The sequence below is a fragment of the Chitinophaga eiseniae genome (assembly GCF_012641265.1).
Lineage (GTDB): Bacteria > Bacteroidota > Bacteroidia > Chitinophagales > Chitinophagaceae > Chitinophaga > Chitinophaga eiseniae_A.
In genome coordinates, this window is record NZ_JABAHZ010000006.1 from 338,259 (window position 1) to 360,579 (window position 22,321).

A 22,321-nucleotide genomic window follows, 5' to 3' on the forward strand; every position below is an offset into this window, starting at 1 on the left:
ATAATAAAAAAGGCCCCTGCTTTCGCAGGAGCCCTGTATATGTATGTTGAGAAATGGTAAAGCTGGCTGAATCCTAGTTAACAGAAGGTATTAATACGATCTTCACTCTTACTTTGGTAGCTGGTTTAACAGAAGCTGCGCCGTTAATACCTTTGATATCTACTTCCAGGTTAGCGTCATCATGGACGATAAAGTAAGACTGGTTATTGTATACCTGCGGTAATAACTCATACGTCTGCGGTGTTTGGCCACTGGCACCATACCGGGCCATAGATACAATAACACCATCCGTTTGATTTACTCCGTTCAACTCAGGCACCTTAATATTATAATAGTAGAAACCACCGTTGCTATCATATCCCCAGGCATCCGGCGTTATTTCGTATAAAATAGTTTGATTTGGAATGACGATCTCAGTGGTTTTCTTGGTGCAACCAGGTAAAATGAAACCCAGTAAGAGCAACGGTAGGTAAAGCCATGTTTTCATAAATGATGCGTTTAGCAAATTTTCTCCAAATACAATGCCACAAAAGAAGCCCGGTCGGGAATTTCCATTCTTTTCCTGAACACCCCTGCCAGAGCTTCACAAAAACGCCATCATGCGGCGGGGATGCAGTCACCGGAAACGCCTCATAAAGATCATCCGCTTCAATAGCTTTTTGCTTTCCGCTTTAAGCTTTCTACTCTCTACAGCGTTACCTGGATCCCGCCGGCAGCGCCGATATACCCTCCATGGAACCGGTTGCGGCTCACATCTTCCGACCAGATATAGTGACTGATTAAATCGCGGCCAACATCATGTTTAATGCTCACGAAATTGAAGGTAGGACCAGCAAATATCTCCACGCGGTTGCCGAACCGATAGGCAGGGAAAATGCCCACAGTTTGACGATGATAATAGCCTTTCTTAAAATCGGTCAATACAGTATTCAATGCCTCTCCATTGATCCTGAAATGGGCTGTCAGTGGCCAATGTGCGCCTATACCACCCTGCAGGGCATACAGTGGATTCGGATTATTTTTCAGGTTATATCCTACGCCCAGTATACCGTACAACACACGACCGCCGGATTTAAAAGCAGCAATAGTGGTCATGGTTTCATCGATCGATACACTCACCTGCTTCTCTCCTCCTTTCACAATATTTACCAGTCCAATAGGATACTCACTGCTATCGGCAATATTGATAACACCCGCTACCTGCACACCTTTCACCTTCTTCGCAATATTGATAAACCCGGCGATCTGGTGTTGTACCGTATCGGCTTTATTGAGGAAACCAGCAACCTGCACGGTGGCTTTATTCTTAACGATATTGGAAAATCCGGCCAGCTGCGCCTGAGAGTTATTCTGCGCGGTATTAATAAAACCGGCCATCTGCGTACCATTCACATCTTTAGCCCCCAGGTTGGCAAATCCTGCACCCTGGAAACCATTTACATTACCGTCTACTAAATTAAGGAATCCTGCCAATGTTGCACCACCCGCATTTCCTTTCACATGGTTCATAAAACCTGCAATGGTAGCGGCATGATAAGTAGTGCCAATATGATTGGAAAAACAACCAATCTGCACACCGGTAGCCTGTTCTTTAATAATATTGGAAATACCGGCAATGGCTACTCCTGTTTCTGCTTTGGATAAGCCGGCAATAATATGTAAAGAAAAATGATTGGTATAGGCGGCCGCATTCTTTCCATTGCTGCTCAGCGGATACACCAAACCGATATGCGCAGGGCTGGTCAGTGGCGTTTGTGCGAAGCTATTGCTGGCAAAAGAAAAAAGGGCAATGATTAAATAAATGATCCGGCTGTGGGAATAAATTGTTCTCATACTATGTTTGTTATTACGTACAGCATAACGACACGTTGAGGAACTTCTACCCCTATACAAAATCCGGCAAAAAATTAAAAAATGCTGATACCTGCGTGCCAGCCCAACCAGCGGTTATCCACCTGTATATAATGATAGGTGGGCGATACTTTATTATCCCGGCTATTTTCTCCCACCATAAACGTGGGGCCGGCAAATAAACTAACCCCTTTCGCCAGCTGCACATTGATAGCCGGTTGCAGCGTGAACAGCTCCGATTTATAATTCCAGCTGCCCTGGAATAAATTCTGCAGCGTAACTTCTGTGGTTAACGACCATACTTTATTGAATGGAATCCTTTTACCAATGCCATATCCAATAGCCCAGCGATGATAGGGACCAGGCTGATAACCTCCCAGCAAAATGCTGTATAACTTGCTGCCACCGGTTTTCCAGGCCACATTCAAAGGTAACAGGTCAGTACTGTATAAGGCTACTTTCTTATATCCCTTCCGTACAATATTAACGATCCCGATGCTATATCCATTTACGGTATCTGCAATATTCACCAGGCCTATTTGTACACCATCTACCCGTCTTGCATAGTTAAACAGGCTACCTACCTGTACCCCCTTCATCACGCCGCGGTTAATATTACCGGCGCCGGCTACCTGTACGCCGTCTGCATCGTGGCGATTATAGTTGGTAATACCACTCACCTGCACGCCTCCCATGTTACCACCGCTGTAGTTATGTATACCGGCTACCTGCCATCCATTCATGTCTTGCCGTACAATACCAATCACACCCTGTACCTGTGCGCCTGTCATATTTTTATACACCTGGCCCACTACGCCCGATACCTGTACTCCCCGCATACTTCCTTCTATAATATTGCTCAAACCAGATGCCTGTACGCCCTTCATGGAATCCAGCACATTGTTGTGAACACCTGCCAGCTGTACGCCATGGGTTTTGCCACCTACAATGTTGAAAATACCCGCTACCTGTACATACTGCATGTCGTGCTTTACGATATTGAAAATACTGCCTACCTCCAATCCATCCACCCCCGCCGCATAGCCACCCAACAGGTTAAACGAAAATTTATTTACTACCTGTCCGCTCATTCTGCCATGAGAACCCAAACCCGGCGTAAGCGAAAACTGGTAAGGCTTGTCGGCAAAGAAGGCCCCAATGTTTAAGCTGGTTAATTTCTGCCGGGGAGATAGAAACACTTTACCAAACCATCTTTTCTCCACCTGGTGCCCGGTGATATCAACTGTTTTGAGCTGGTAGGTAGTAGGCGAAATAGTCACTTCCACGTCCTGGTCACGACCGGTACTCAATAACAGCGAGGTATCTGCATACAGGTCCTTACTAACGCTGATGGCTGCGGTAGGATATTTATCCTTTAACCGCAGCCGGAAATAACCATCGTTGTTGGTAAGTGTTGAAATGAGTTGCGTTCGTTCGTACACGCTGGCATTGGGTAGTCGCTGCCCTGTGCTTTTGTCCGTGACCACGCCCGTGACCAGGTAGTAGTTTTGTCCGGTCGTTTTCTTTAAGAGAATAATATAATTACCCGACTCTTTGTAGATATAGTCCCCATCCAATAAAAGGTCTAACACCTGCCTGACTGTCTTATCCGTAGCCGATATACTCACCAGGCTATCCTGTGGCAGCACAGTTGTCAGGTACGAAAAATAAAAATGCCCCTGCTTACTGATGGTGGTCAATACTTCGGCCAGTGGGCGGTCTTTCACATTAATACGTACGGTCTTATTCAATAAGCCCTGGGCGCCGGCGGTAAGCGACAACACGCAAACAACGAACAAGGTTAGCAATGACTTGGATAGTGGCATACAATACAGCGGCTGTTATTTCAAGATGATTTGTGATCCCTGCTTTTCCACAGAAATCTCGTAAGTAAGCCCGATTACATTTAATGTACTATCCAGCGAACTGTTGGTGAAGGTAGAATTTATCTGCAAATCGCGTTTGCTGCTATTGGCAATAACAATATTTACGCCATAGGCTTCATTAAGAATATCCACCAGTTTCCAGAGCGGCGTACCGTTGCACACAAAGGTTTGTGTGCGGTAATAATTGTACAGTTCATCTGTGTTGCTTTGCTTGCTGGGAGCAGCTTCGCTGTCGGTTACGATAGCTTTTTCATGTGACTTCAGCTGTACGCTGTTATCATGTTTACTCACCTCCACAGCGCCGGTTTCCACGATCACTTCTGTTTTTCCATGGACACTTTTTACGTTAAACGAAGTACCCAGCACTTTTACCGTTACGTCGTTTACCTTGAGTATAAAAGGTTTCCCGGGATCCTGGGCAACATTAAAAAATGCTTCCCCGGTCAGGTGTATATTTCTTTCCTTCTTAAAGTTGGCGGCATAGGTGATGGTAGACTGCTTGTTGAGCGTTACTTCAGATCCATCAGGCAGTAACTCCTGTTTAATCTTTCCTTCCGAACGCACGATAGTAGGAACGTTGGCGCCTCTTTGTGCAATAAACCATACGCCGCCGGCGCCTAATAAAACCAACAATACAGCGGCTATGCGCAGGAAACTGCGCCAGGGCGAAACGCCGGTATCGAGCTTAATAACGCGGGTACTATTTTCGTGGGTGCCTACCCGTTGTTGAAAGCGCATCCAGGCATCCTGCTCATTCACCGTACTTACCACTGCCAGTTTTTTACTTTCTTCCCAGATAATCCGGAAGTGTTCAAAATAACGTTGATGATCTTCCTTCTCTGCCAACCATGTTATTACTGCTGCTTTTTCCGCCGGCGTAGTGATATCCAGCAGGTATTTCACCAGCAGATCATCGTTTATATAGTCAGATTGTTGTTTCACAGATTCACTTTTACAGGTGGAGCAAAATTAATAACAAAGGCAGAAAATCTACCAGATTGAGTCGTAGTAAGCGTAAAGCTTTCCCCATCTGATTTTCCACAGTTTTTATAGAGATATCCAGGCGGTCGGCGATTTCCTGGTACTTTAGTTCTTCAAAGCGACTCAGCTGAAAAACCGTCCGGCATTTTTCGGGAAGTGCCTGTAATGCCTGTTCCAGCTTCTCTTCCAGCTCCCTTAATATTACTTTACCGGAGGTATTGCCGGTATCATGATCATTGCTCATCTGGTATTTGGTATGTGCCTGATGTGTAGCTTTTACTTTCTGGTGGCGGATATAATTGATACACTCATGATATACCGCCCGGTACAGGTAACCGGAAACAGATTGCTTAATGGTAATATCACCGGACTTTTCCCAGAGTTTACAAAACACATTTTGCACCATTTCCTCTGCCATCACTTCATCCTTCAATAATGTACACGCATACGCATGCAAGCCTTTAAAATGAGTTTTAAAAACCTGTTCAAATGTTAATGAGTTTTCTATTTCCGGTACGGCAGTACCCGGATGACTAAATTCCATGCGTAGGGTTTGATATCTAACGTCAAATATAATTCCTTCTGCCAATTGAACTGATTTATTATACGACACCCATTAAGGTGCTTACCCCTACGTTGGTTGCTAATAATTTTCCGGGAGAAGAGATAATGGGCGGGAACTTTTGGCGACGCAAGCATTCACCACGTTGTTTATCAATTAATTATACCTAATTAAAAGAAAATAGGCAGTATTGGAGAAAGTCAGCCACAAACTGCTACATTCCGCCACCACCTGTAATTCCATGACGATTTCATTGATTAATCTTTTCTTGTCACTTTAACATTACATTATATTCATCTTAAAGAATATTTCACAACTGGACGATTAATATTGTGGAAATTATCCCGAATGAAAATTATCTGTACACTTTTCTTATTACTGATGGGAAGTACTGTCCTTTCCGCTCAATCCAAAACAGGTTATATTAATTTCCAGGAAATGATCGGACTGATGCCGGAAAGCAAACTGGCGAACGACAGTTTAAATATGCTACAGGACAAGCTGAACAAAGACGGGCAACAACTCATAGAAGAATACAAAAAGAAACTGACAGAATTTGACAGTGCCAGTAAAACCATGAGCCAGAATATGCTGGAAGTAAAGACGGGAGAATTGAAATCTGCCCAGGCCAGCATTCAACGATACAAGGACATGTCTGAACAGAGCATCGCTGCCAGGGAACAGGAATTACTCACACCAATATTAGATAAAGCTAAAAAGATTTTAAAGGCGGTGGCTAACGAAAAAGGCTACACGCTCGTGATTGATAACTCCAGAGACGCGGTATTGGTATCCGCACCATCCGACGACCTCATGCCGGCTGTGAAAGAGAAATTGGGGATCAAGTAATGAGGGCATTTGAATATTTAGTTATTTAGTTATTTGCCTGATGTAAAGTATTTACCGTTTCTTCCGCCATTCTATATCCTGTAGATGCTGACCGTCGGCAAATAATTAAATAACTAAATGTCAAATGTAACCAACAAAGAACTATATGTGTAAACCATGCGCCAGCAATGATTTCCACTGCGGATGGCTACGTACAAATTCTGCTACTTTTTTACTGGAAGGCACCATGCGGATATTCTGTGCTGAAATTTCCTCCATCACTTTACCCAGCATCATTGGTAACACCCCCTGCTTTTCCAGCACCGGCGGTACCTCAGCTCCTGTCAGGAAAATACGGCTGCCGTTTCTCTCATAAATTACTTTCGCCAGCTGTCCAGCAATATGCGCTTCAAACTGCCTGGCTTCTTTGTTGTCAATGATTTTAAAATCCTTCATGATCATAATTATTTTTACATAATGTTCCTCGAAGTAGCGTAATAATGGGAAGTATCCTATGCAAAAGGGAAGTTGAAATAAGATAGCATGGTTGGTATTAAAATACCTTAAAAAAGTTCATTCTGCCTGCAAATATACTAATAAAACAGCAGAATACCGTGAAACATCAATATGTAGAAATAACTAATACTTAAAGTAGTTGACAGGCATGCCTTTAACAGGAAGGCGCACGTGAAACACACTCCCACTCAATGGATACTTAGCTACCTCAGCCGCTGTCATATGTTCCCGCGCTGTGGTAATCAGCATCTCATTCCCGTCTACCCCGCCGAAAGTACATGACGACACATGCGGCGCCGGCACCTCTACCTTAGCCAACAACGCTCCCGTATCCGGATGCCAGCAATAAACACCACTACCGCCCCACTGCGCCACCCATAACATACCATCAGCATCTATAGCCATCCCATCCGGCCAGCCCAGCTCCTCAGGCACCGTTACCGCTATACGTGTAAACGCAATTTCTCCTGTTTGCTCATCATAGCTGAATTCCTGTACCGTTCCCGTATGCGTATCGTTGTAATACATTTTATTACTTCGCCATACCAACCCATTGGAAATGGTAACACCCTGCAACTTCACCACCGGCGCCTGTTTACCGGTAATACAATACAATGTGCCGGTGCCTTCAGTTGCCGGCATTTGCATGGTACCTATCCATAAACGACCCGCCGGATCACATTTCCCATCATTACAACGCAGTTGTTGCTCCCCGTGCAATACCGTTATCAATGGCCCTACGCCATGCTCCGGTGAAAAAAATGCCACCCCTTCTTTCAACCCCACCAGCAACTCATTGCGGCCTGCCACCGGTACCAGCGTGCTCACATAAGTACCCGCATCAAAGGCCTGTTGCCGGCCGTCAACATCTCTCAAATAGATCTTATGTCCTAATATATCTACCCAGCACCAACTGTTTCTTTCGGGCCACCAGCAAGCTCCTTCCCCCAGTTCGTCGGGCAATGCAGCCAATAATTCTGCCTGATACAATTTCATATAACGTGTTTTGTAATGCGTTTTATTCACGCCTGTTCCGCTACAGGACTACATCACAATATATACTTTTATGTACTGATATCGTATATTGCAGCTAATTACCCGCTCTTTAACTCCAATTATGAACATTAAAGTATTTGAAAAACTCCATGCGGAAGGACTGATCAACGACACTGCACTGGAAGCTGTAAAAAACAGCGAAGCTAACCGCCTGTTTTCCGTTCACTGGGAAATCAAAACATTGCTGTATCTCGGCGTATTACTACTCAGCGGCGGCCTCGGTATCCTCATTTATAAAAATATAGATACCATTGGCCACCAGGTAATCCTGTTGATCATCGGCGTAATCTGCGCCGGCTGTTTCGGTTACTGTATCCGGCAAAAACTACCCTTCTCCTGGCAACAGGTAAAAGCCCCCAACGCCTTTTTCGATTATGCGTTGCTGTTAGGGTGTCTTACTTTTGTGACCTTTATCGGGTACCTGCAGTTTCAGTACAATACCTTCGGCACGGCTTACGGACTGGCTACTTTCATCCCCCTGGCCGTACTTACGTTCAGCGCCTACTACTTCGATCACCTGGGGGTATTATCTATGGCTATTACTAACCTGGCTGCCTGGATGGGCATTGCAGTAACGCCTTTCCAACTGCTTTCTGCCAACGATTTCAGTAACGAGCGTATTGTGGTCACCGGTGCACTACTGGGTGTATTTCTCTTGCTACTGGCGACTTTGTCCGGCTGGAAGAATCTCAAAAAACACTTCGCCTTTACGTACCAGAACTTCGGCGCGCATATTTTTTTTATTGCCTGCATTGCCGCTACGTTTATATTCGACTCGCAGTGGCTCCTGTGGCTTGGCGCTATGATGCTGGTGGCTGTTTATATTTTCCGGCAGGCGTTTAAAGAAGGCTCCTTCTACTTTGTATTGATCACCGTTTTGTATGGCTATATTGGGTTAAGTATACTGGTAGGGCGTTTACTCCTTGCCACCCAGGATATTGGCGCCATATATATTGGCTTGTTGTACATGATTGGCTCTGCCATCGCCGTGATCCTGCTCCTGATTAACCTCAATAAAAAAATGAAACATGCTCGCGTACAATAACGATACCCTCAACAATCTCGACATAAAAGAAGAAGCAGAAAAAGCGCTGCGAAAAGACTGTATCGATGCAGCTACGTACCAGGCAATTACTACCGCCCATCCGGTCAACTTTTATACGCCCAATCCCGTTATCAGGGCCGGGCTGTTTATTCTCACGCTCATTGTTGTAAGCCTGTCGCTGGGATTCATGACCCTGGTATCGCTATCGGCAATGAATAATGAAAAAAACTTTGGCGGCCTCTGTATATTCGCTGGCCTGTTGTGCTACGGGGCACTGGAATTATTTTTACGGGAGAAGAAGTTATTCCGCGCTGGTGTAGATGATGCGTTACTATGGTGCACGGTATCGCTCCTGCTGAGCAGTCTCGCTATTTACGGTACAGATTCCACGCTTACCTGGAGCCTGGCAGTGTTGGCACTAACGCTCATGGCTACACTACGTTTTGCGGATATGGTGATGGCGGCAGCAGCTTTCCTGGCCCTGCTGGCGCTGGTATTTGTACTCACGCTTAAAACCGGTGTCGTTTCCAGAACGGTGGTCCCGTTTTTAATCATGGCGCTTTCGCTGCTCGTTTATTACGCCTCCAGGAAAGGGATCACGCAACCTGCCTGCAAACATTACCGCGCATGCTTAACAGTGGTATCGGTACTTTCATTATTGACATTATATTTAGCAGGCAACTACTTTGTTGTACGGGAGTTGAGCAACGAACTGTTCGACCTGCAGTTACAGCCAGGGCAAAGCATTCCCGGTGCATCGTTCTTCTGGGTGTATACCGTGGTAGTACCCCTCGTATACCTCTATCTCGGCATCCGTAAAAAAGATACTATCCTGTTACGCACCGGCATGATATTGCTGGCCGCCATCGTATTTACCATTCGTGTGTATCACAGTGTAATGCCGCTGGAAACCGCCATGGTGGCAGGTGGGTTGGTGTTAACGGTAGGCGCCTGGGCGTTGATCCGTTACCTGAAAGTGCCGCGCCACGGCTTCACTTACGAAGAAGATACAGATCCTTCCCTGGCAGATAAGCTAAAAATTGAGTCACTCATCATTGCGCAAACCTATGCACCTGTTGCCCATACGCCCGGGAACAATATGGATTTCGGTGGTGGCAGTGGCGGCGGTGGTGGCGCCTCGGGCGATTACTAGCACGCAAAGCAGCTAAGGAGCAAAGGCGCAAAGGCGCAAAGAAAGAAAAGAAAGAAAGAAAAAAGGGAAAGAAGGGAAATAAGGGAAATAAGTATTTTTCTTCTTTTCCCTTTTTCTTTGCTTCTTTGCCCCTCTGCGTCTTTGCGTGCCTTCCGGGCATAAAAAAAGCCTGATTGAATTATCTTCAATCAGGCTTAAAGAGCGAAAGACCGGGCTCGAACCGGCCACCCCGACCTTGGCAAGGTCGTGCTCTACCAAATGAGCTACTTTCGCATAGTATTAAGAACTTCGGGACCAGTGTCACATCAACGGATCATCAACTTATGACGGATCAATCACCGGATGTTTATATTCGTTTATCCCTCACGAATATCAGAGCGAAAGACCGGGCTCGAACCGGCCACCCCGACCTTGGCAAGGTCGTGCTCTACCAAATGAGCTACTTTCGCAGGTATTAAGAACTTCGTTATTTTAAGATCTTTTCCGACTAACCGCATCCGTTCGTTTGCTTTGCCCGGTGGCGTTTTCGTTGGGATTGCAAAGATAGGAAACGGACTGAAAACACAAAATTTTTTTTCAAACTTTTCTTAAAAAATTTTGCACGGAAAGGTATATCAACTTCCTGAAACACAATACGGTGAAGCATTTACAACAAAAAAATAGAATACTTTTTATTTACATCATGTCCGTAACAGCGGCTTCACGCACTATCACCGTCTTCTTTTTCGACTTCTTCCGCCGCCCCCACCAGATGTAAAAGCCCGTTACCGGCAGCGAAGCGCAGATAAAACTGATAACGAAAGCCAGGATCTTTCCCGGTAATCCGGCAATGGCGCCTACGTGAATATCGTAGTTCATTTCTATCAACCGCTCTCCCCGGTTCTTATGTGCATCATTGCGTCGTCCCAGCAGCCTGGCGCTGTATTGGTCAAATTGCAACTCATCCGATCCGTAATACGTTTCTTTCCCTTTATATCCGCCAATCAGGTTAACCCCTTTTTCTCCCCTGGCCGGGTATATAAATATACGGCGGGCGCCTTTCAGGATACCCTGCGCCTGCCCGAATGCAGCGTCCAGCGGATCTTGCGTAAGGGTAACCGTGCTTTTCGCCGACTCCTTTACTGCCCTGTCGGGAGGCGTGGTAGTACCGGCAGCCGCCACATATACGGTAGCCTGGAACCAGGTAAATGCCCATACCATACCCGTTAGCGCAATCACCAGGGCGATAACCAGCGCATAGAAACCCAGCACGTTGTGCAGGTCGTAGTTCACCCGCTTAAAACTGGCCTTCCACTTGATTTTAAAGCTCTTTTCCCGGTTTGCTTTATTCCATTTTTTGGGCCACCACATGATCAAACCGGTGATCAGCAACAGCACGAAAATGAAAGTGCTCCAGCCTACAATGGGCTGCCCATAAGGCGTATTCAGCAACAGGCTCCAGTGGATCGCCTTTACAATGGAAAAGAAATTATGTTTATAGTCGATCTTACCTGTTACCTGGCCGGTATAGGGATTCAATAAGACCACATCGTAATATTCTACCCCGCCAAAATAGGTCAGTGCCGTATCATTACCCTTATAAGCCAGGAATTCCCAGGCATGATCCGGACGGGTATAAGTAGTAATGCTCAGGATGGATTTATTGGCTCCCAAAGTCTCCTGGGCTGTCTTTTTCAGCTCGCTCAACGGGAGCACCGGCGTTTGCTGTGGAGCAATAAACAGCTGCTTGCGGTAATAGTAATCATTGATTTCTTTCTGGAAAACAAATAAACAGCCGGTTATGCTGATGATGAGCACAATCAGGCCCGATCCCAGGCCCAGCCAGAGATGCAACTTATCTACGACAATACGGAACCTGGATTTGGACGATTGCTTCTTTAATTTATCTGTTCGCTTAAACATATTACTTCCGCCGGGCCTATATCTGCCGGAGATACAAAAGTCTGGCTAAAGCCATATAAACAGGCATCGGATCGGGAAATTCATTTACGCAATAGGGAATTCCCGGAAATAAAAAACCTCCACCGGTTTCCGGTGGAGGCAGGATAATTATGTTGAAGCTGTTGCTTACTTATACTTTGGATTATACAGTGTGCTTTCCTGCACCTTTACATCTGGCTTACCTTGATATTTGTGTTTGTAAAGATTATAGCAACCACCCAGCATGAAAGCTATAAAACAAAACAATTGCACGTAAAAAAGCCAGCGGGAGCGGGAAACCTTATCTAAGGTAATATCATTCTTATTTTCTACTGTATTCTGTTCCATAATCAGTTTATTTCCGGTGCAAACCTACATAATATTTTGAAATTTTCGAATTTTCCCCGGCAGTAATTTTAAGCCAGTAGGATCTTCCTCTGAAACCCGCCCCTATATCAATTCCGAGAATTTCTTACGTCTCAAAAAATAGTATCGCCAGATCATAATACCATGAAACACCCCGGTCATTTTCATCAGCTTCATTTCCGGCAAATTATCCTTTTTCACATATTTACGACGCCAGCGGTAATAATCGCGGTAAGCCCGGTAGATGGCTGCCATATCCTTTGGTTTCCCGGCCACCAGGCTTTTTACCGCCGCCAGGATATCCAGGAAGAAACGCTGCACCAGCACAATCCACCGGTCCTCGCTATGCAGGTTTTTCCACAGCATCATGAGGTTATTCCGGAAATTGAGGTATAGCTTGCGGGGATTTCCCTGCGGCAGGCTCCCACCGCCTACGTGAAATACGGTCGAATCCGGGCAGTAGCAGATACGGTAACCGGCCCGCTGTAAACGCCAGCAAAGGTCTACTTCTTCCATATGGGCGAAGAAATCGCGGTCAAAGCCGCCCAGCTGGTGGAAACATTCGGAACGGATAAACAACGCTGCACCGGTGGCCCAGAAAATATCATTGGCGTTATTATACTGCCCGTAGTCTTTTTCCACGGTATACAAAATACGCCCCCGGCAAAAAGTATATCCCAGGAAATCCATCCAGCCGCCGGCAGCACCGGCATACTCAAATTCGTCCGGCTGCAGGTAAGCCCGCATTTTAGGCTGACAGGCCGCAATTCGCGGATCTTCCTGCATAAGGGCCACCACCGGCTCTATCCAGCCGGCTTCCACCTCCACATCCTGGTTCAGCAACACGTAAATGTCGGCCGTTACATGTTGCAGGGCATCATTATATCCCCCCGCAAAACCGTCATTGCGGGCATTACGGATCACCCGGATCCGCGGATAATTCGCTTCCACAAACGCCACACTGTCGTCGGTAGAAGCATTGTCCGCCAATACCAACTGCAAATTGCCGTAAGTGGAACGGCATACCGACGGCAGAAACTTCTCCAGGAAAGCCTTTCCGTTCCAATTTAAAATAACAACTGCTACTGATGGCAATACGGGCAACTGATATGACGTTTATGCGTGAACAATTATTTTTTGAGATGCAAATATGCAACAAAGGATTTTAATATTTGCCAATCATTACAGAATCAGGAAAGCCGAATAAGGCTTAAATTAGAAGTATGTTTAAACAGTTTATAGGATGGAAGTTCGTACTGACCAGCGTAGCAGTGCTCATTATCGGGACCACCATATGGTTCGTCAGTAATCTGTCGAAAAACATCCAGGACGAAGAAAGAAAAAAAGTAGCCACCTGGGTAGAAGCCAACCGCGAACTGCTGCGGGCCGAAACAGATGCCAACTTAAACCTTGCTATCGATATCGTTACCAACAATACCACTATCCCCCTGATACTGACCGACGAAGAAGGAAAAATACTGGATAGCCGTAACTTCGACTCCCTGAGGATTGTACAGGATCCCAATTACCTGCCCCAGGAGCTCAAAGCCTTCAAAAAACAACATCCCCCCTTTATCATGGAGGTCGACGCCAAACAAAAACTGTATAACTACATTTATTACGGCGATTCCCTCATTCTCCGGCAAATCCGCTACTATCCCTATATACAACTGATTGTAGTAACCCTCTTCATCGGTATCGTACTTTTCGCCCTTTCCAGCACCAATCGTGCCACACAAAACCAGGTATGGGTAGGACTCGCCAAAGAAACGGCTCATCAGCTGGGCACGCCCCTGTCTTCCATGGAAGCCTGGCTGGAAATATTGCGGGAAAATGAAGCCAATACTACCATCGTAACCGAACTATCGAAAGATGTAGACCGTCTCAAACTGATCACCGACCGTTTCTCCAAAATAGGCAGCGTGCCTAAACTGGAAGAAACCAATATCGTTATGCAGATCGAAAACATGACCAACTATATCCGCAAAAGAGCCCCTCAGAAAGTACAACTCCAGGTACACAGCGCTGAAGAGGAGCTCCCCGCCATGATATCTCCCCCGCTTTTCGACTGGGTGGTGGAAAACCTGCTAAAAAATGCACTCGATGCCATGGAAGGTAAAGGGAAAATAGACATCTCCATAGAAAATCACTCTACTTTCATTACCATCGATGTAGCCGATACCGGTAAAGGCATCCCTAAAATGAACTTCGAAAAAGTATTCAAACCCGGATTCAGCACCAAAAGACGCGGATGGGGCCTCGGCCTCTCCCTCTCCAAACGCATCATTGAAGAATACCACCGGGGCCGGTTATATGTAAAGTCCTCCGAGCTGAATAAAGGCACCATCTTCCGTATTGTACTGAGGAAATAGCGGGCCTCTCAGAAAAATATGAATAAATAAATTTGCTTATTTCAAAAAACCCGTTATTTTTGCACCCCATTCTACCAGATGCGAAGGTGGCGAAATTGGTAGACGCGCTACTTTGAGGTGGTAGTGCCTGAAAGGGCTTGGGAGTTCGAATCTCCTCCTTCGCACCAACAAACGGGACAGCAAGTTATACTTGCTGTCCCGTTTTCTTTTGGGCGAAAATCATATCCTGCTTCCCTGCTGGTTATTACAAAATTCCTTTCATTTCCGGCCTGCTCATTACAATCTTACCAGCATATGGCCTTCGTACATTTTGAAATAAGAAAGGACAGAGCATTAGAAATATTTTGATTTCTCCCATTCATTGAGTACTAATGCTACTTTCTGTGGGTAGTTTATGCATTATCACATCTGCATAAACAAAGCTAAATGAAATTCTGTCTTTACTTAGATGAAAGTGGCGATCATGGATTAACCCAAATAAATAGCGGATTTCCTGTGTTCTTATTATGCGGAATATTGCTTTCTGAAACTGATTATCCGGCCTTACGAGATAATATAAATGCCATCAAAAATGAATTTTGGGGAAATAAGCATGTAATTTTCCATTCCAGGGATATTAGGAAGTGTAACAACGAATTCGCAATTCTATTCGATTTGAATGTAAAGGAGAGGTTTTATGAAAGGATAAATAACCTTATATCCCAGAATAATTATGTAGTCATTGCTTCCGCAATTCAAAAGGACGAATACATCAAAAGATATGGGTTACTCTCTAGTGGTGTTTATGAGATTGCATTATCCTTTATAATTGAAAGAGCTATATTTTTCCTGGATGACGTAAGAGCTAGTGGAAAAGAACTGGAAATTATAATAGAAAAACGAGGTAAAAAGGAAGATAAACAATTGGAGGAACATTTTCAACGATTGCTTTCCAGAGGAACCGGATATGTTAATGCAGAGAGATTGAAGACATATAACCTATCTATTATATTTAAAGGCAAAAAAGAGAATATTAACGGACTTCAATTATCGGATTTAATTGCTTACCCGATTGCTACCTTTGTTATAGATATGAAACGCGTAAATTTAGCCTTCAAGATAATAGCCAGTAAAATCTATACAAAGAATGGCAAAATGTACGGTTTAAAGGTATTTCCATAAAAATATAAAGCCCAGCTCAACACCAGGCTTTATACCGATCGGGGACACCCCAGTCCAATATTTTTGTATCACTATTTCGAAATTCACATCACAAATATACGTTTTTTATTTCTTCAAACTGAAAAGAGCAAATAAATAAAACCAAAAACATATCACATTGAAATTCCGGAAAACAAACCTCCTGCCTGGCATCCTGGTTGCTTTGCTGCTCTGCGCGCTGCTATCCTGCCAAAAATCCAACGATGGCACCCCTTCAGATATGCTCCAGGTTATTTATGAAGTGGAATCCCAGACCAGCGCACCTTTCGGTCCTATAAAATATACGGCGTCCGAGAAAGACAGTGGCGTGGTGAGGTCTGTTACCCACAGCTGGACAGTAAGCGGGGTAGGCCTCTTTCAAAAAACCGTATTGATAAAAAAAGAGCAGGTAGCCCTGCTGGACGTACAACATCCCAGTTCTAACCAATGGAAGATCCGCATTAGATCTGCCGATGGTTCCCTGCTGGTGGAAGGACCGGTAAAGTTTGCCGCTGGCGCTCCCGGCTACTACTATTCCCATCTCGAACTGACGATCAACTAAACTCATTATACAAATTATACATATCATACTTAACAATTAGCTAACCTCCGCTTAATATGCGGCTAACAATAATGGTTGAATTTACATGCATATCCCTACCCTGGTTGCTATCCGGGAAAACCTCTTACCTGTTGTTTGTTTTTCTTAACGTTGATTAGCAAGGAAGGTGGCGAAAATCCCTTCCTTTTTTATTCCGGCTGCCAATCCCCTATCTTTACGTAATTTTTTTACTGAATACTATGGGAACATCAATTACCTGTCCCAGTTGCCGGCACCAATTTGTCATGGAGGATGCCTTTGCAGCGGATATCGAAAAAGAAATGCGTGGTAAAATGGAAGGTGAATGGCGTAAACGTCTGAAAGCCCTCCAGGAAGAAAAAGATACGCTCCAGTCGGAAAAAGACCGGATGACGCAGGAACGCCGGCAAATAGACCTGCTCAAACAACAGCAGGAAGAAGAAGTAACCAAACGTGTACTGGCGGAGAAAAAACGGCTGCAGGAAAACCTGGAAGCAGAGTTACGCAAATCTATCACTGCCGATCTCGACAACCAGCTGGCAGTGCTGAAAGAAGCCAACCTGGAACAGGAAGAAAAGCTGAAAGAAGCCAGGAAACACGAGCTCGAATTTCTGCGCAAGGAACAGGAACTAAAAGCCAGGGAACAGGAACTTGAAATAGACCTGCAAAAAAAACTGCTGGAAGCCCGCTCTGAACTGGCTGATAAAATACGTCGCGAAGAAGCAGAACGCAACGCGCTGAAAGATACCGAATACCATATGCGCTTAAAAGAACTGGAAAAACAACTCGACGACCAGCGCAAACTCGCAGAAGAAATGAAGCGTAAAGCAGAGCAAGGTTCTACTCAACTGCAAGGAGAGGCACAGGAACTGGTACTGGAAGAAATGCTGCGTACCCATTTCCCCTTCGATGAAATTACACCTGTGGGCAAAGGCGTGCGTGGCGCGGATTGTATCCAGCTGGTACGGAACCAATACGGCCAGGAATGCGGCCGCATTATCTATGAAAGTAAACGCACCAAGGAGTTTACCCGCGACTGGGTAGAAAAACTCAAAGCCGATATGCGCAGCCAGGGCGTTGAAGTAGCCATACTCGTTACCCAAACCATGCCTAAAGACATGGAACGCTTTGGTGAAAAAGACGGCGTCTGGATCTGTACTTTCTCCGAAGCCAAAGCGCTCGCACATGTGCTGCGCGATGGCATCATCAAAATTTCCAGCAAACTCCGCTCCCAGGAAAACAAAGGCGACAAAATGCACATGCTCTATGAATACCTTACCGGTGGAGAGTTTGCCGAACAATGGAAAGCGATCCGGGAAGGATTTATGGCTATGAAACTATCTATTCAGCGGGAACGCGATGCCATGGAAAAACTCTGGAAGGCCCGCGAAAAACAACTGGAAAAAGTATTACTCAATGCCGCTCATATCAGGGGATCTATTGAAGGTATTGCCGGCAGCGATTCAGTAGATCTGCAATTGCTGGAAGATGCAGCGGATGAATTATTGGATTGATTCTAATTCTTAAAAAACATATCTCCATCTATGCCTCAACCTATCAGCACCATTATCTTTGACCTGGGAGCAGTATTGATAGACTGGAATCCTCGTCATCTCTATCGTAAAATTTTTTCTTCCGAAGAAGAAATGGAAACCTTCCTGCGCGATGTTTGCACGTCCGACTGGAATGAAGTACAAGACGAAGGCAGAAGCCTCGAAGAAGGCACTAACCTGTTGATAAAAAGTTTTCCGCAACATGAAACCAATATCCGCGCTTACTACGGCAGATGGGAAGAAATGCTCGGCGGTGAAATAGAAGGCACTAAAAATATATTGCAGCAACTGAAAGAAAGCGGACAATATAAATTGTATGCGCTCACCAACTGGTCTAATGAAACATTCCCTGTTGCGTGGGCCATCTATCCCTCTCTTCATTGGTTTGATGGCATCGTGGTATCCGGAAAAGAAAAAATGCGCAAGCCCGATCATGCATTCTATCAGTTGTTGCTCGACCGTTACCAGGTACCTGCAGCACAGGCATTATTTATCGATGATAACATACGCAACATTATTGCTGCGCGTGAGTTTGGCATCGACAGCATTTTATTTGAAAATTCACATCAGTTAAAAAATGAATTAGAAAAACGATCTATTATCGTTTAATGCACTTTATTAATAACTGAATTTGTTAGCCCTTCTTTCACTTTAAGATTTCATTAACACTCCACTGCTAAACTTCCTGTAACAATCAGCTATCTAAACCGTTCAAGAAAGGAATACAACGGAAAACATGATTGTCAGGAACTCAAACCTGTTTGGCTACATGAACGTTAACCTTGTAGAATCTATTTTTAAAATTAATACGCTCGGACATGAAAAAAACATTGTTTTTATTCAGTGCCGCTGCCGCGGTGGTGGCGATGGTTTCATTCAGCAGTTGTCGGAAAGATCCTTTGAAAGACATGACCAATGAGGAGTCGCGGATCTATATTACTAATCACGATAGTACCGCCAACTTCAAAGCCTATTCAACTTTTAGCATAGTAGACTCGGTAGCGGTGTTAACACTGGCTGGCGACAGCGCTAAAAAAGCGTTGACGGATTACGACAAAAAACTGATTTCGTCTGTAACCGCTGCCATGCAGCAAAAAGGTTACACACTGGTGAGTAAAAATGCGAAACCAGACCTTGGCATCAATCTTACCCGCATCGACAATTCCTACAGCACTATCTCCTGGAATCCAGGATGGTGGGGCGGATGGGGCTACTGGGATCCCGGCTACTGGGGCTACCCCGGTGGCGGTTGGTACTGGCCTTCTTATTACACGGTATACCGCGTAAATGAGAAACAGGTAGCTATCGATGCCTTCGATCTTAAAAATCCGAAAAACAGCAAATTTGTTGCCGTGTGGAATTCCCTCTGGCGCGGTTCAGGTGTATGGAACATCGATAATATCGATTCCATGGTACAGGCTTCTTTCGCCCAATCACCCTACCTGACAAACAAATAATGTTGATCACGAACTTTTAAACTGACAGGAAGATGAAAAAGATAATAAACTGGATATTGGTTTTTGCAGGCTGTTTTACTGCCCAGGCAGTATCCGCACAGGTTCGTCCACCCTTATCAGTGGATGTCAATTACTCCATTGCACAACCCCTTGGCTCGTTAAAGGATTATTCCGACAAAACCAGCTTCCGTGGCTGGAGTGCCGGGTTACAATATATGTTGAATAACCAGTGGTCGGTAGGCTTACGCTCTGGTTACCAGGACTTTTACGAAAAACTGCCACGCGCAGTGTATCCCGATAAACAAGGCGATGTATCTGCTGTGCAAACACGCACATTACAGGTAATTCCGATACAGGCAACGGTGAGCTATGCATTTACTAAACCTGAATCCGCCGTTATTCCATATGCAACGGTTGGCGTGGGTGCAGCCAGTATGAATTATGAGAAATATTGGGGTGAGTTTGTGGAGAAGAATAACAGCTGGCAATTCCTGGTAAGCCCTGAAATTGGTATCAATGTGCCGTTCGGCAAGGCGTCGCCACTGATGTTTAACGCCAATGTACGCTACAATTATGCGCCGTACAAATACAATGATATTACCAGCTTCAACAGCGTACAAGGCAACATAGGATTGAAGTTCCACCTGAACTAACATCCGGTTTACCAATATACTGTGAGAAATGTGAGCGAGGGTCCCATCCGTTATTACAGCGGATGGGACATTTTTTTAGAACTCCATGTACTGCTTAAAGCCTTTACTGAAAGCCTCTTTGATAGTTCCGTCTTTATCTTTATAAATATAAATAGCTTCCAGTCCGTACTCCGGGTGTCTGTTAATAAAGGCCATCCCCTTATCTACTCCCATTAATATTAACGGGTTATCGAAGGCATCAGCTGTAAAACAATCTTTCGCAATCACCGTTACACTGATAATGTTATTGTGTAAAGCAATCCCTGTAAGCGGATGAATAGTATGCGCGAAACGGGTACGTCCCTGGTCAAAAAAACGGCGATAATTTCCGCTGGTAGCTATTCCCTTGTCGGGCAACCTTACCAGCCCCTGCACGGGCTCGTAGGTGGTATCACCTGGCGATGGTCTTTCTATTCCCACACTCCACACCTTATGCAAGTGATTGTGGCCGCGGGCGCATAGCTCCCCTCCTACATCCACCAGGTAATTTTCAATACCCAACGATGCCAGGAAGTGCCCGATTACATCTACCGTATATCCCTGTGCAATACCATTACAATCTATTTGCACGCCCTTCTTTACAGTATACAGCTCGTTCCCTTTTACCCGGAGATAACGGGAACCCACCAACGTCAGAACAGCTTTAATACTGTCTGTTGGCGGAACACCTTTAAAGCCCGGTTTTGTGACACCAAATCCCCACAGGTATACCAATGGCTTCACCGTAATGTCAAACAGGCCGTTAGTGGCTTTATTCGTTGATAAAGCCTTTTCTATCACCGCCTTCATATGCTCATCCATCTGCACCCGTCCGGTTTCATTAAACTGGTTAATAACGGATCCCGGCTTGTACAGGGATAAAGACTGATCAATGACACGAAAAATGGAATCAATGCGTGGTTGCAGGGAAGCAGTGTCGGCAGATAAATATTTCACAATGTAATAGGTACCCTGTGCCTTTCCTTCACAGGCCATCAGTTTCATGGGCGATTGCTGCGCCCTTACAGCAGTAGCGCATAACAGGGCGCCTGCCAATAAAAATAATTTCGTCATGGTATTTAAAGAGAGAGCAGCTACCAGCGCTGTTCTCCATATCGATTGCTATTTAAATGCATCCAAACCGGTAACATCCATACCAGTGATCAGTAAATGTATTTCGTGGGTGCCTTCGTAAGTCATTACACTTTCCAGGTTCATCATGTGGCGCATCACGGAAAATTCGCCGGTAATCCCCATGCCACCCAGAATCGTGCGGGCATTACGGGCAATATTGGCGGCTATTTCACAGGAATTTCGCTTGGCCATGGAAATCTGTGCAGGCGTGGCTTTACCCTCATTTTTCAATACGCCTAAACGCCAGTTGAGCAATTGCGCTTTGGTGATTTCCGTTACCATCTCCGCCAGTTTTTTCTGGGTAAGCTGAAAACCACCTATGGGTCTGTCAAACTGTACCCGTTCTTTTGCGTAACGCAGCGCAGTATCATAGCAATCCATGGCAGCACCTACCGCTCCCCAGGCAATACCATAGCGGGCAGAAGAAAGGCAGGTTAAAGGACCTTTCAATCCTTTGGCGCCAGGTAAAATATTTTCTTTCGGCACCCGTACCTGGTCAAACACCAGTTCACCGGTAGCGCTGGCGCGCAAACTCCACTTTCCTTTTGTTTCAGGGGTCGAAAATCCTTCCATGCCTCTTTCCACGATCAGCCCACGGATCACGCCTGCTTCATCTTTGGCCCATACCACGGCAATGTCTGCAAAAGGCGCATTGGAAATCCACATTTTAGCGCCATTCAATATCACATGATCGCCCTCTTCGCGGAAATTGGTGAGCATGCCTGCCGGATTAGAACCATGGTCGGGCTCCGTTAAGCCAAAACAACCCATCATTTCACCAGTGGCCAATTTGGGAAGATATTTCCGTTTCTGTGCCTCGCTGCCAAAAGTGAAAATAGGAAACATCACCAGCGAACCCTGTACAGATGCGGTAGAACGAACCCCGCTATCACCACGCTCCAGTTCCTGCATCATTAAACCGTAGGAAATATAGTCCATTCCACCACCGCCATATTCCGCCGGAATGGTAGGACCAAAACAACCCAGTTCCCCCAGTCCTTTTAATATCTGTGAGGGAAAAGTGGCACGTTGACAATAATCTTCGATAATCGGAGATACTTCTTTTTTTACCCATTGCCTTACCGCATCGCGGGCTAACAAATGTTCTTCTTTCAACAACTCATCTACGCCAAAATAATCCGGTGACTGAAACAAATCTTGTTGCATGAACTACAGGTTTAGGATACTCAATGTAAGAAAATAAGTGGAAA

The 22,321-nt window shown here is 45.3% G+C and carries 21 protein-coding genes and 3 tRNA genes; 11 read left to right on the forward strand and 13 right to left on the reverse strand.

Going from position 1 to position 22,321, the window contains the following annotated elements; genetic code table 11:
* Window positions 1-73 precede the first annotated feature (73 nt).
* The 5 genes from HGH91_RS23485 to HGH91_RS23505 all read right to left on the reverse strand — a co-directional run bounded on the left by HGH91_RS23485 (window position 74) and on the right by HGH91_RS23505 (window position 5,262).
* Window positions 74-487, reverse strand: coding sequence for a hypothetical protein (locus HGH91_RS23485; protein ID WP_168741235.1), 414 nt, complete (start codon window positions 485-487; stop codon window positions 74-76).
* 200 nt (window positions 488-687) lie between these two features.
* The gene (locus HGH91_RS23490; protein ID WP_168741236.1) at window positions 688-1,833 is read right to left on the reverse strand and encodes a hypothetical protein; all 1,146 of its coding nucleotides are present in this window, start codon (window positions 1,831-1,833) and stop codon (window positions 688-690) included.
* Between the two features lie 74 nt (window positions 1,834-1,907).
* Window positions 1,908-3,677, reverse strand: coding sequence for a carboxypeptidase-like regulatory domain-containing protein (locus HGH91_RS23495; protein ID WP_168741237.1), 1,770 nt, complete (start codon window positions 3,675-3,677; stop codon window positions 1,908-1,910).
* Window positions 3,678-3,692: 15 nt separating this feature from the next.
* Entirely contained in the window at window positions 3,693-4,679 is a 987-nt protein-coding gene (locus HGH91_RS23500; RefSeq protein WP_168741238.1) for a FecR family protein, read from the reverse strand.
* A gap of 10 nt (window positions 4,680-4,689) precedes the next feature.
* Window positions 4,690-5,262 (reverse strand): RNA polymerase sigma-70 factor, encoded by a 573-nt coding sequence (locus HGH91_RS23505; protein ID WP_145675120.1) that lies wholly within the window; start codon window positions 5,260-5,262, stop codon window positions 4,690-4,692.
* A 366-nt stretch (window positions 5,263-5,628) separates the two neighbouring features.
* Between HGH91_RS23505 and HGH91_RS23510 the strand changes: the two genes are divergently transcribed.
* A complete protein-coding gene (locus HGH91_RS23510; RefSeq protein ID WP_168741239.1) occupies window positions 5,629-6,129 on the forward strand; it encodes an OmpH family outer membrane protein in 501 nt (166 codons plus the stop codon).
* Window positions 6,130-6,270: 141 nt separating this feature from the next.
* Here the strand turns inward: HGH91_RS23510 and HGH91_RS23515 are convergent, their stop codons facing one another.
* Window positions 6,271-6,564, reverse strand: coding sequence for a GNAT family N-acetyltransferase (locus tag HGH91_RS23515; protein WP_168741240.1), 294 nt, complete (start codon window positions 6,562-6,564; stop codon window positions 6,271-6,273).
* Between the two features lie 183 nt (window positions 6,565-6,747).
* Complete coding sequence (locus tag HGH91_RS23520; RefSeq protein WP_168741241.1) at window positions 6,748-7,620, reverse strand: SMP-30/gluconolactonase/LRE family protein; 873 nt, start codon at window positions 7,618-7,620, stop codon at window positions 6,748-6,750.
* A gap of 121 nt (window positions 7,621-7,741) precedes the next feature.
* Between HGH91_RS23520 and HGH91_RS23525 the strand changes: the two genes are divergently transcribed.
* Window positions 7,742-8,725, forward strand: coding sequence for a DUF2157 domain-containing protein (locus tag HGH91_RS23525; RefSeq protein WP_168741242.1), 984 nt, complete (start codon window positions 7,742-7,744; stop codon window positions 8,723-8,725).
* Entirely contained in the window at window positions 8,709-9,878 is a 1,170-nt protein-coding gene (locus HGH91_RS23530; protein ID WP_168741243.1) for a hypothetical protein, read from the forward strand. Before HGH91_RS23525 ends, HGH91_RS23530 begins: the two co-directional genes overlap by 17 nt.
* A gap of 200 nt (window positions 9,879-10,078) precedes the next feature.
* Here HGH91_RS23530 and HGH91_RS23535 read toward each other — a convergent pair.
* From HGH91_RS23535 to HGH91_RS23550, 4 genes are all read right to left on the reverse strand, one after another.
* Window positions 10,079-10,151, reverse strand: a tRNA-Gly gene (locus tag HGH91_RS23535).
* A gap of 103 nt (window positions 10,152-10,254) precedes the next feature.
* A tRNA-Gly gene (locus HGH91_RS23540) sits at window positions 10,255-10,327 on the reverse strand.
* A gap of 226 nt (window positions 10,328-10,553) precedes the next feature.
* Window positions 10,554-11,780 carry a PepSY-associated TM helix domain-containing protein gene (locus HGH91_RS23545; RefSeq protein WP_168741244.1) on the reverse strand — a complete coding sequence of 409 codons (1,227 nt, stop codon included), beginning with the start codon at window positions 11,778-11,780 and terminating at the stop codon, window positions 10,554-10,556.
* Window positions 11,781-12,248: 468 nt separating this feature from the next.
* Window positions 12,249-13,268 carry a glycosyltransferase family 2 protein gene (locus HGH91_RS23550; protein ID WP_168741245.1) on the reverse strand — a complete coding sequence of 340 codons (1,020 nt, stop codon included), beginning with the start codon at window positions 13,266-13,268 and terminating at the stop codon, window positions 12,249-12,251.
* A 119-nt stretch (window positions 13,269-13,387) separates the two neighbouring features.
* On the opposite strand from HGH91_RS23550, the gene HGH91_RS23555 reads away from it, so the two are divergent.
* The 8 genes from HGH91_RS23555 to HGH91_RS23590 all read left to right on the forward strand — a co-directional run bounded on the left by HGH91_RS23555 (window position 13,388) and on the right by HGH91_RS23590 (window position 19,958).
* Entirely contained in the window at window positions 13,388-14,536 is a 1,149-nt protein-coding gene (locus tag HGH91_RS23555; protein WP_168741246.1) for a sensor histidine kinase, read from the forward strand.
* An 80-nt stretch (window positions 14,537-14,616) separates the two neighbouring features.
* Window positions 14,617-14,703: transfer RNA gene (locus HGH91_RS23560), tRNA-Leu, on the forward strand.
* A 259-nt stretch (window positions 14,704-14,962) separates the two neighbouring features.
* Complete coding sequence (locus tag HGH91_RS23565) at window positions 14,963-15,697, forward strand: DUF3800 domain-containing protein (RefSeq protein ID WP_168741247.1); 735 nt, start codon at window positions 14,963-14,965, stop codon at window positions 15,695-15,697.
* Between the two features lie 157 nt (window positions 15,698-15,854).
* Entirely contained in the window at window positions 15,855-16,277 is a 423-nt protein-coding gene (locus HGH91_RS23570) for a hypothetical protein (protein ID WP_168741248.1), read from the forward strand.
* Between the two features lie 239 nt (window positions 16,278-16,516).
* Entirely contained in the window at window positions 16,517-17,809 is a 1,293-nt protein-coding gene (locus tag HGH91_RS23575) for a DUF2130 domain-containing protein (protein WP_168741249.1), read from the forward strand.
* A gap of 30 nt (window positions 17,810-17,839) precedes the next feature.
* Window positions 17,840-18,457 (forward strand): HAD family hydrolase, encoded by a 618-nt coding sequence (locus tag HGH91_RS23580; RefSeq protein WP_168741250.1) that lies wholly within the window; start codon window positions 17,840-17,842, stop codon window positions 18,455-18,457.
* 209 nt (window positions 18,458-18,666) lie between these two features.
* Window positions 18,667-19,305, forward strand: a complete 639-nt coding sequence (locus HGH91_RS23585) for a DUF4136 domain-containing protein (RefSeq protein ID WP_168741251.1) — start codon at window positions 18,667-18,669, stop codon at window positions 19,303-19,305.
* A 32-nt stretch (window positions 19,306-19,337) separates the two neighbouring features.
* Window positions 19,338-19,958: an outer membrane beta-barrel protein gene (locus tag HGH91_RS23590; protein WP_168741252.1), complete on the forward strand. Its 621-nt coding sequence runs from the start codon at window positions 19,338-19,340 to the stop codon at window positions 19,956-19,958.
* Window positions 19,959-20,033: 75 nt separating this feature from the next.
* Here HGH91_RS23590 and HGH91_RS23595 read toward each other — a convergent pair whose 3' ends face one another.
* A complete protein-coding gene (locus HGH91_RS23595) occupies window positions 20,034-21,050 on the reverse strand; it encodes an FAD:protein FMN transferase (RefSeq protein WP_168741254.1) in 1,017 nt (338 codons plus the stop codon).
* A 48-nt stretch (window positions 21,051-21,098) separates the two neighbouring features.
* A complete protein-coding gene (locus HGH91_RS23600) occupies window positions 21,099-22,277 on the reverse strand; it encodes an acyl-CoA dehydrogenase family protein (protein WP_168741256.1) in 1,179 nt (392 codons plus the stop codon).
* Between the last annotated feature and the right edge of the window lie 44 nt (window positions 22,278-22,321).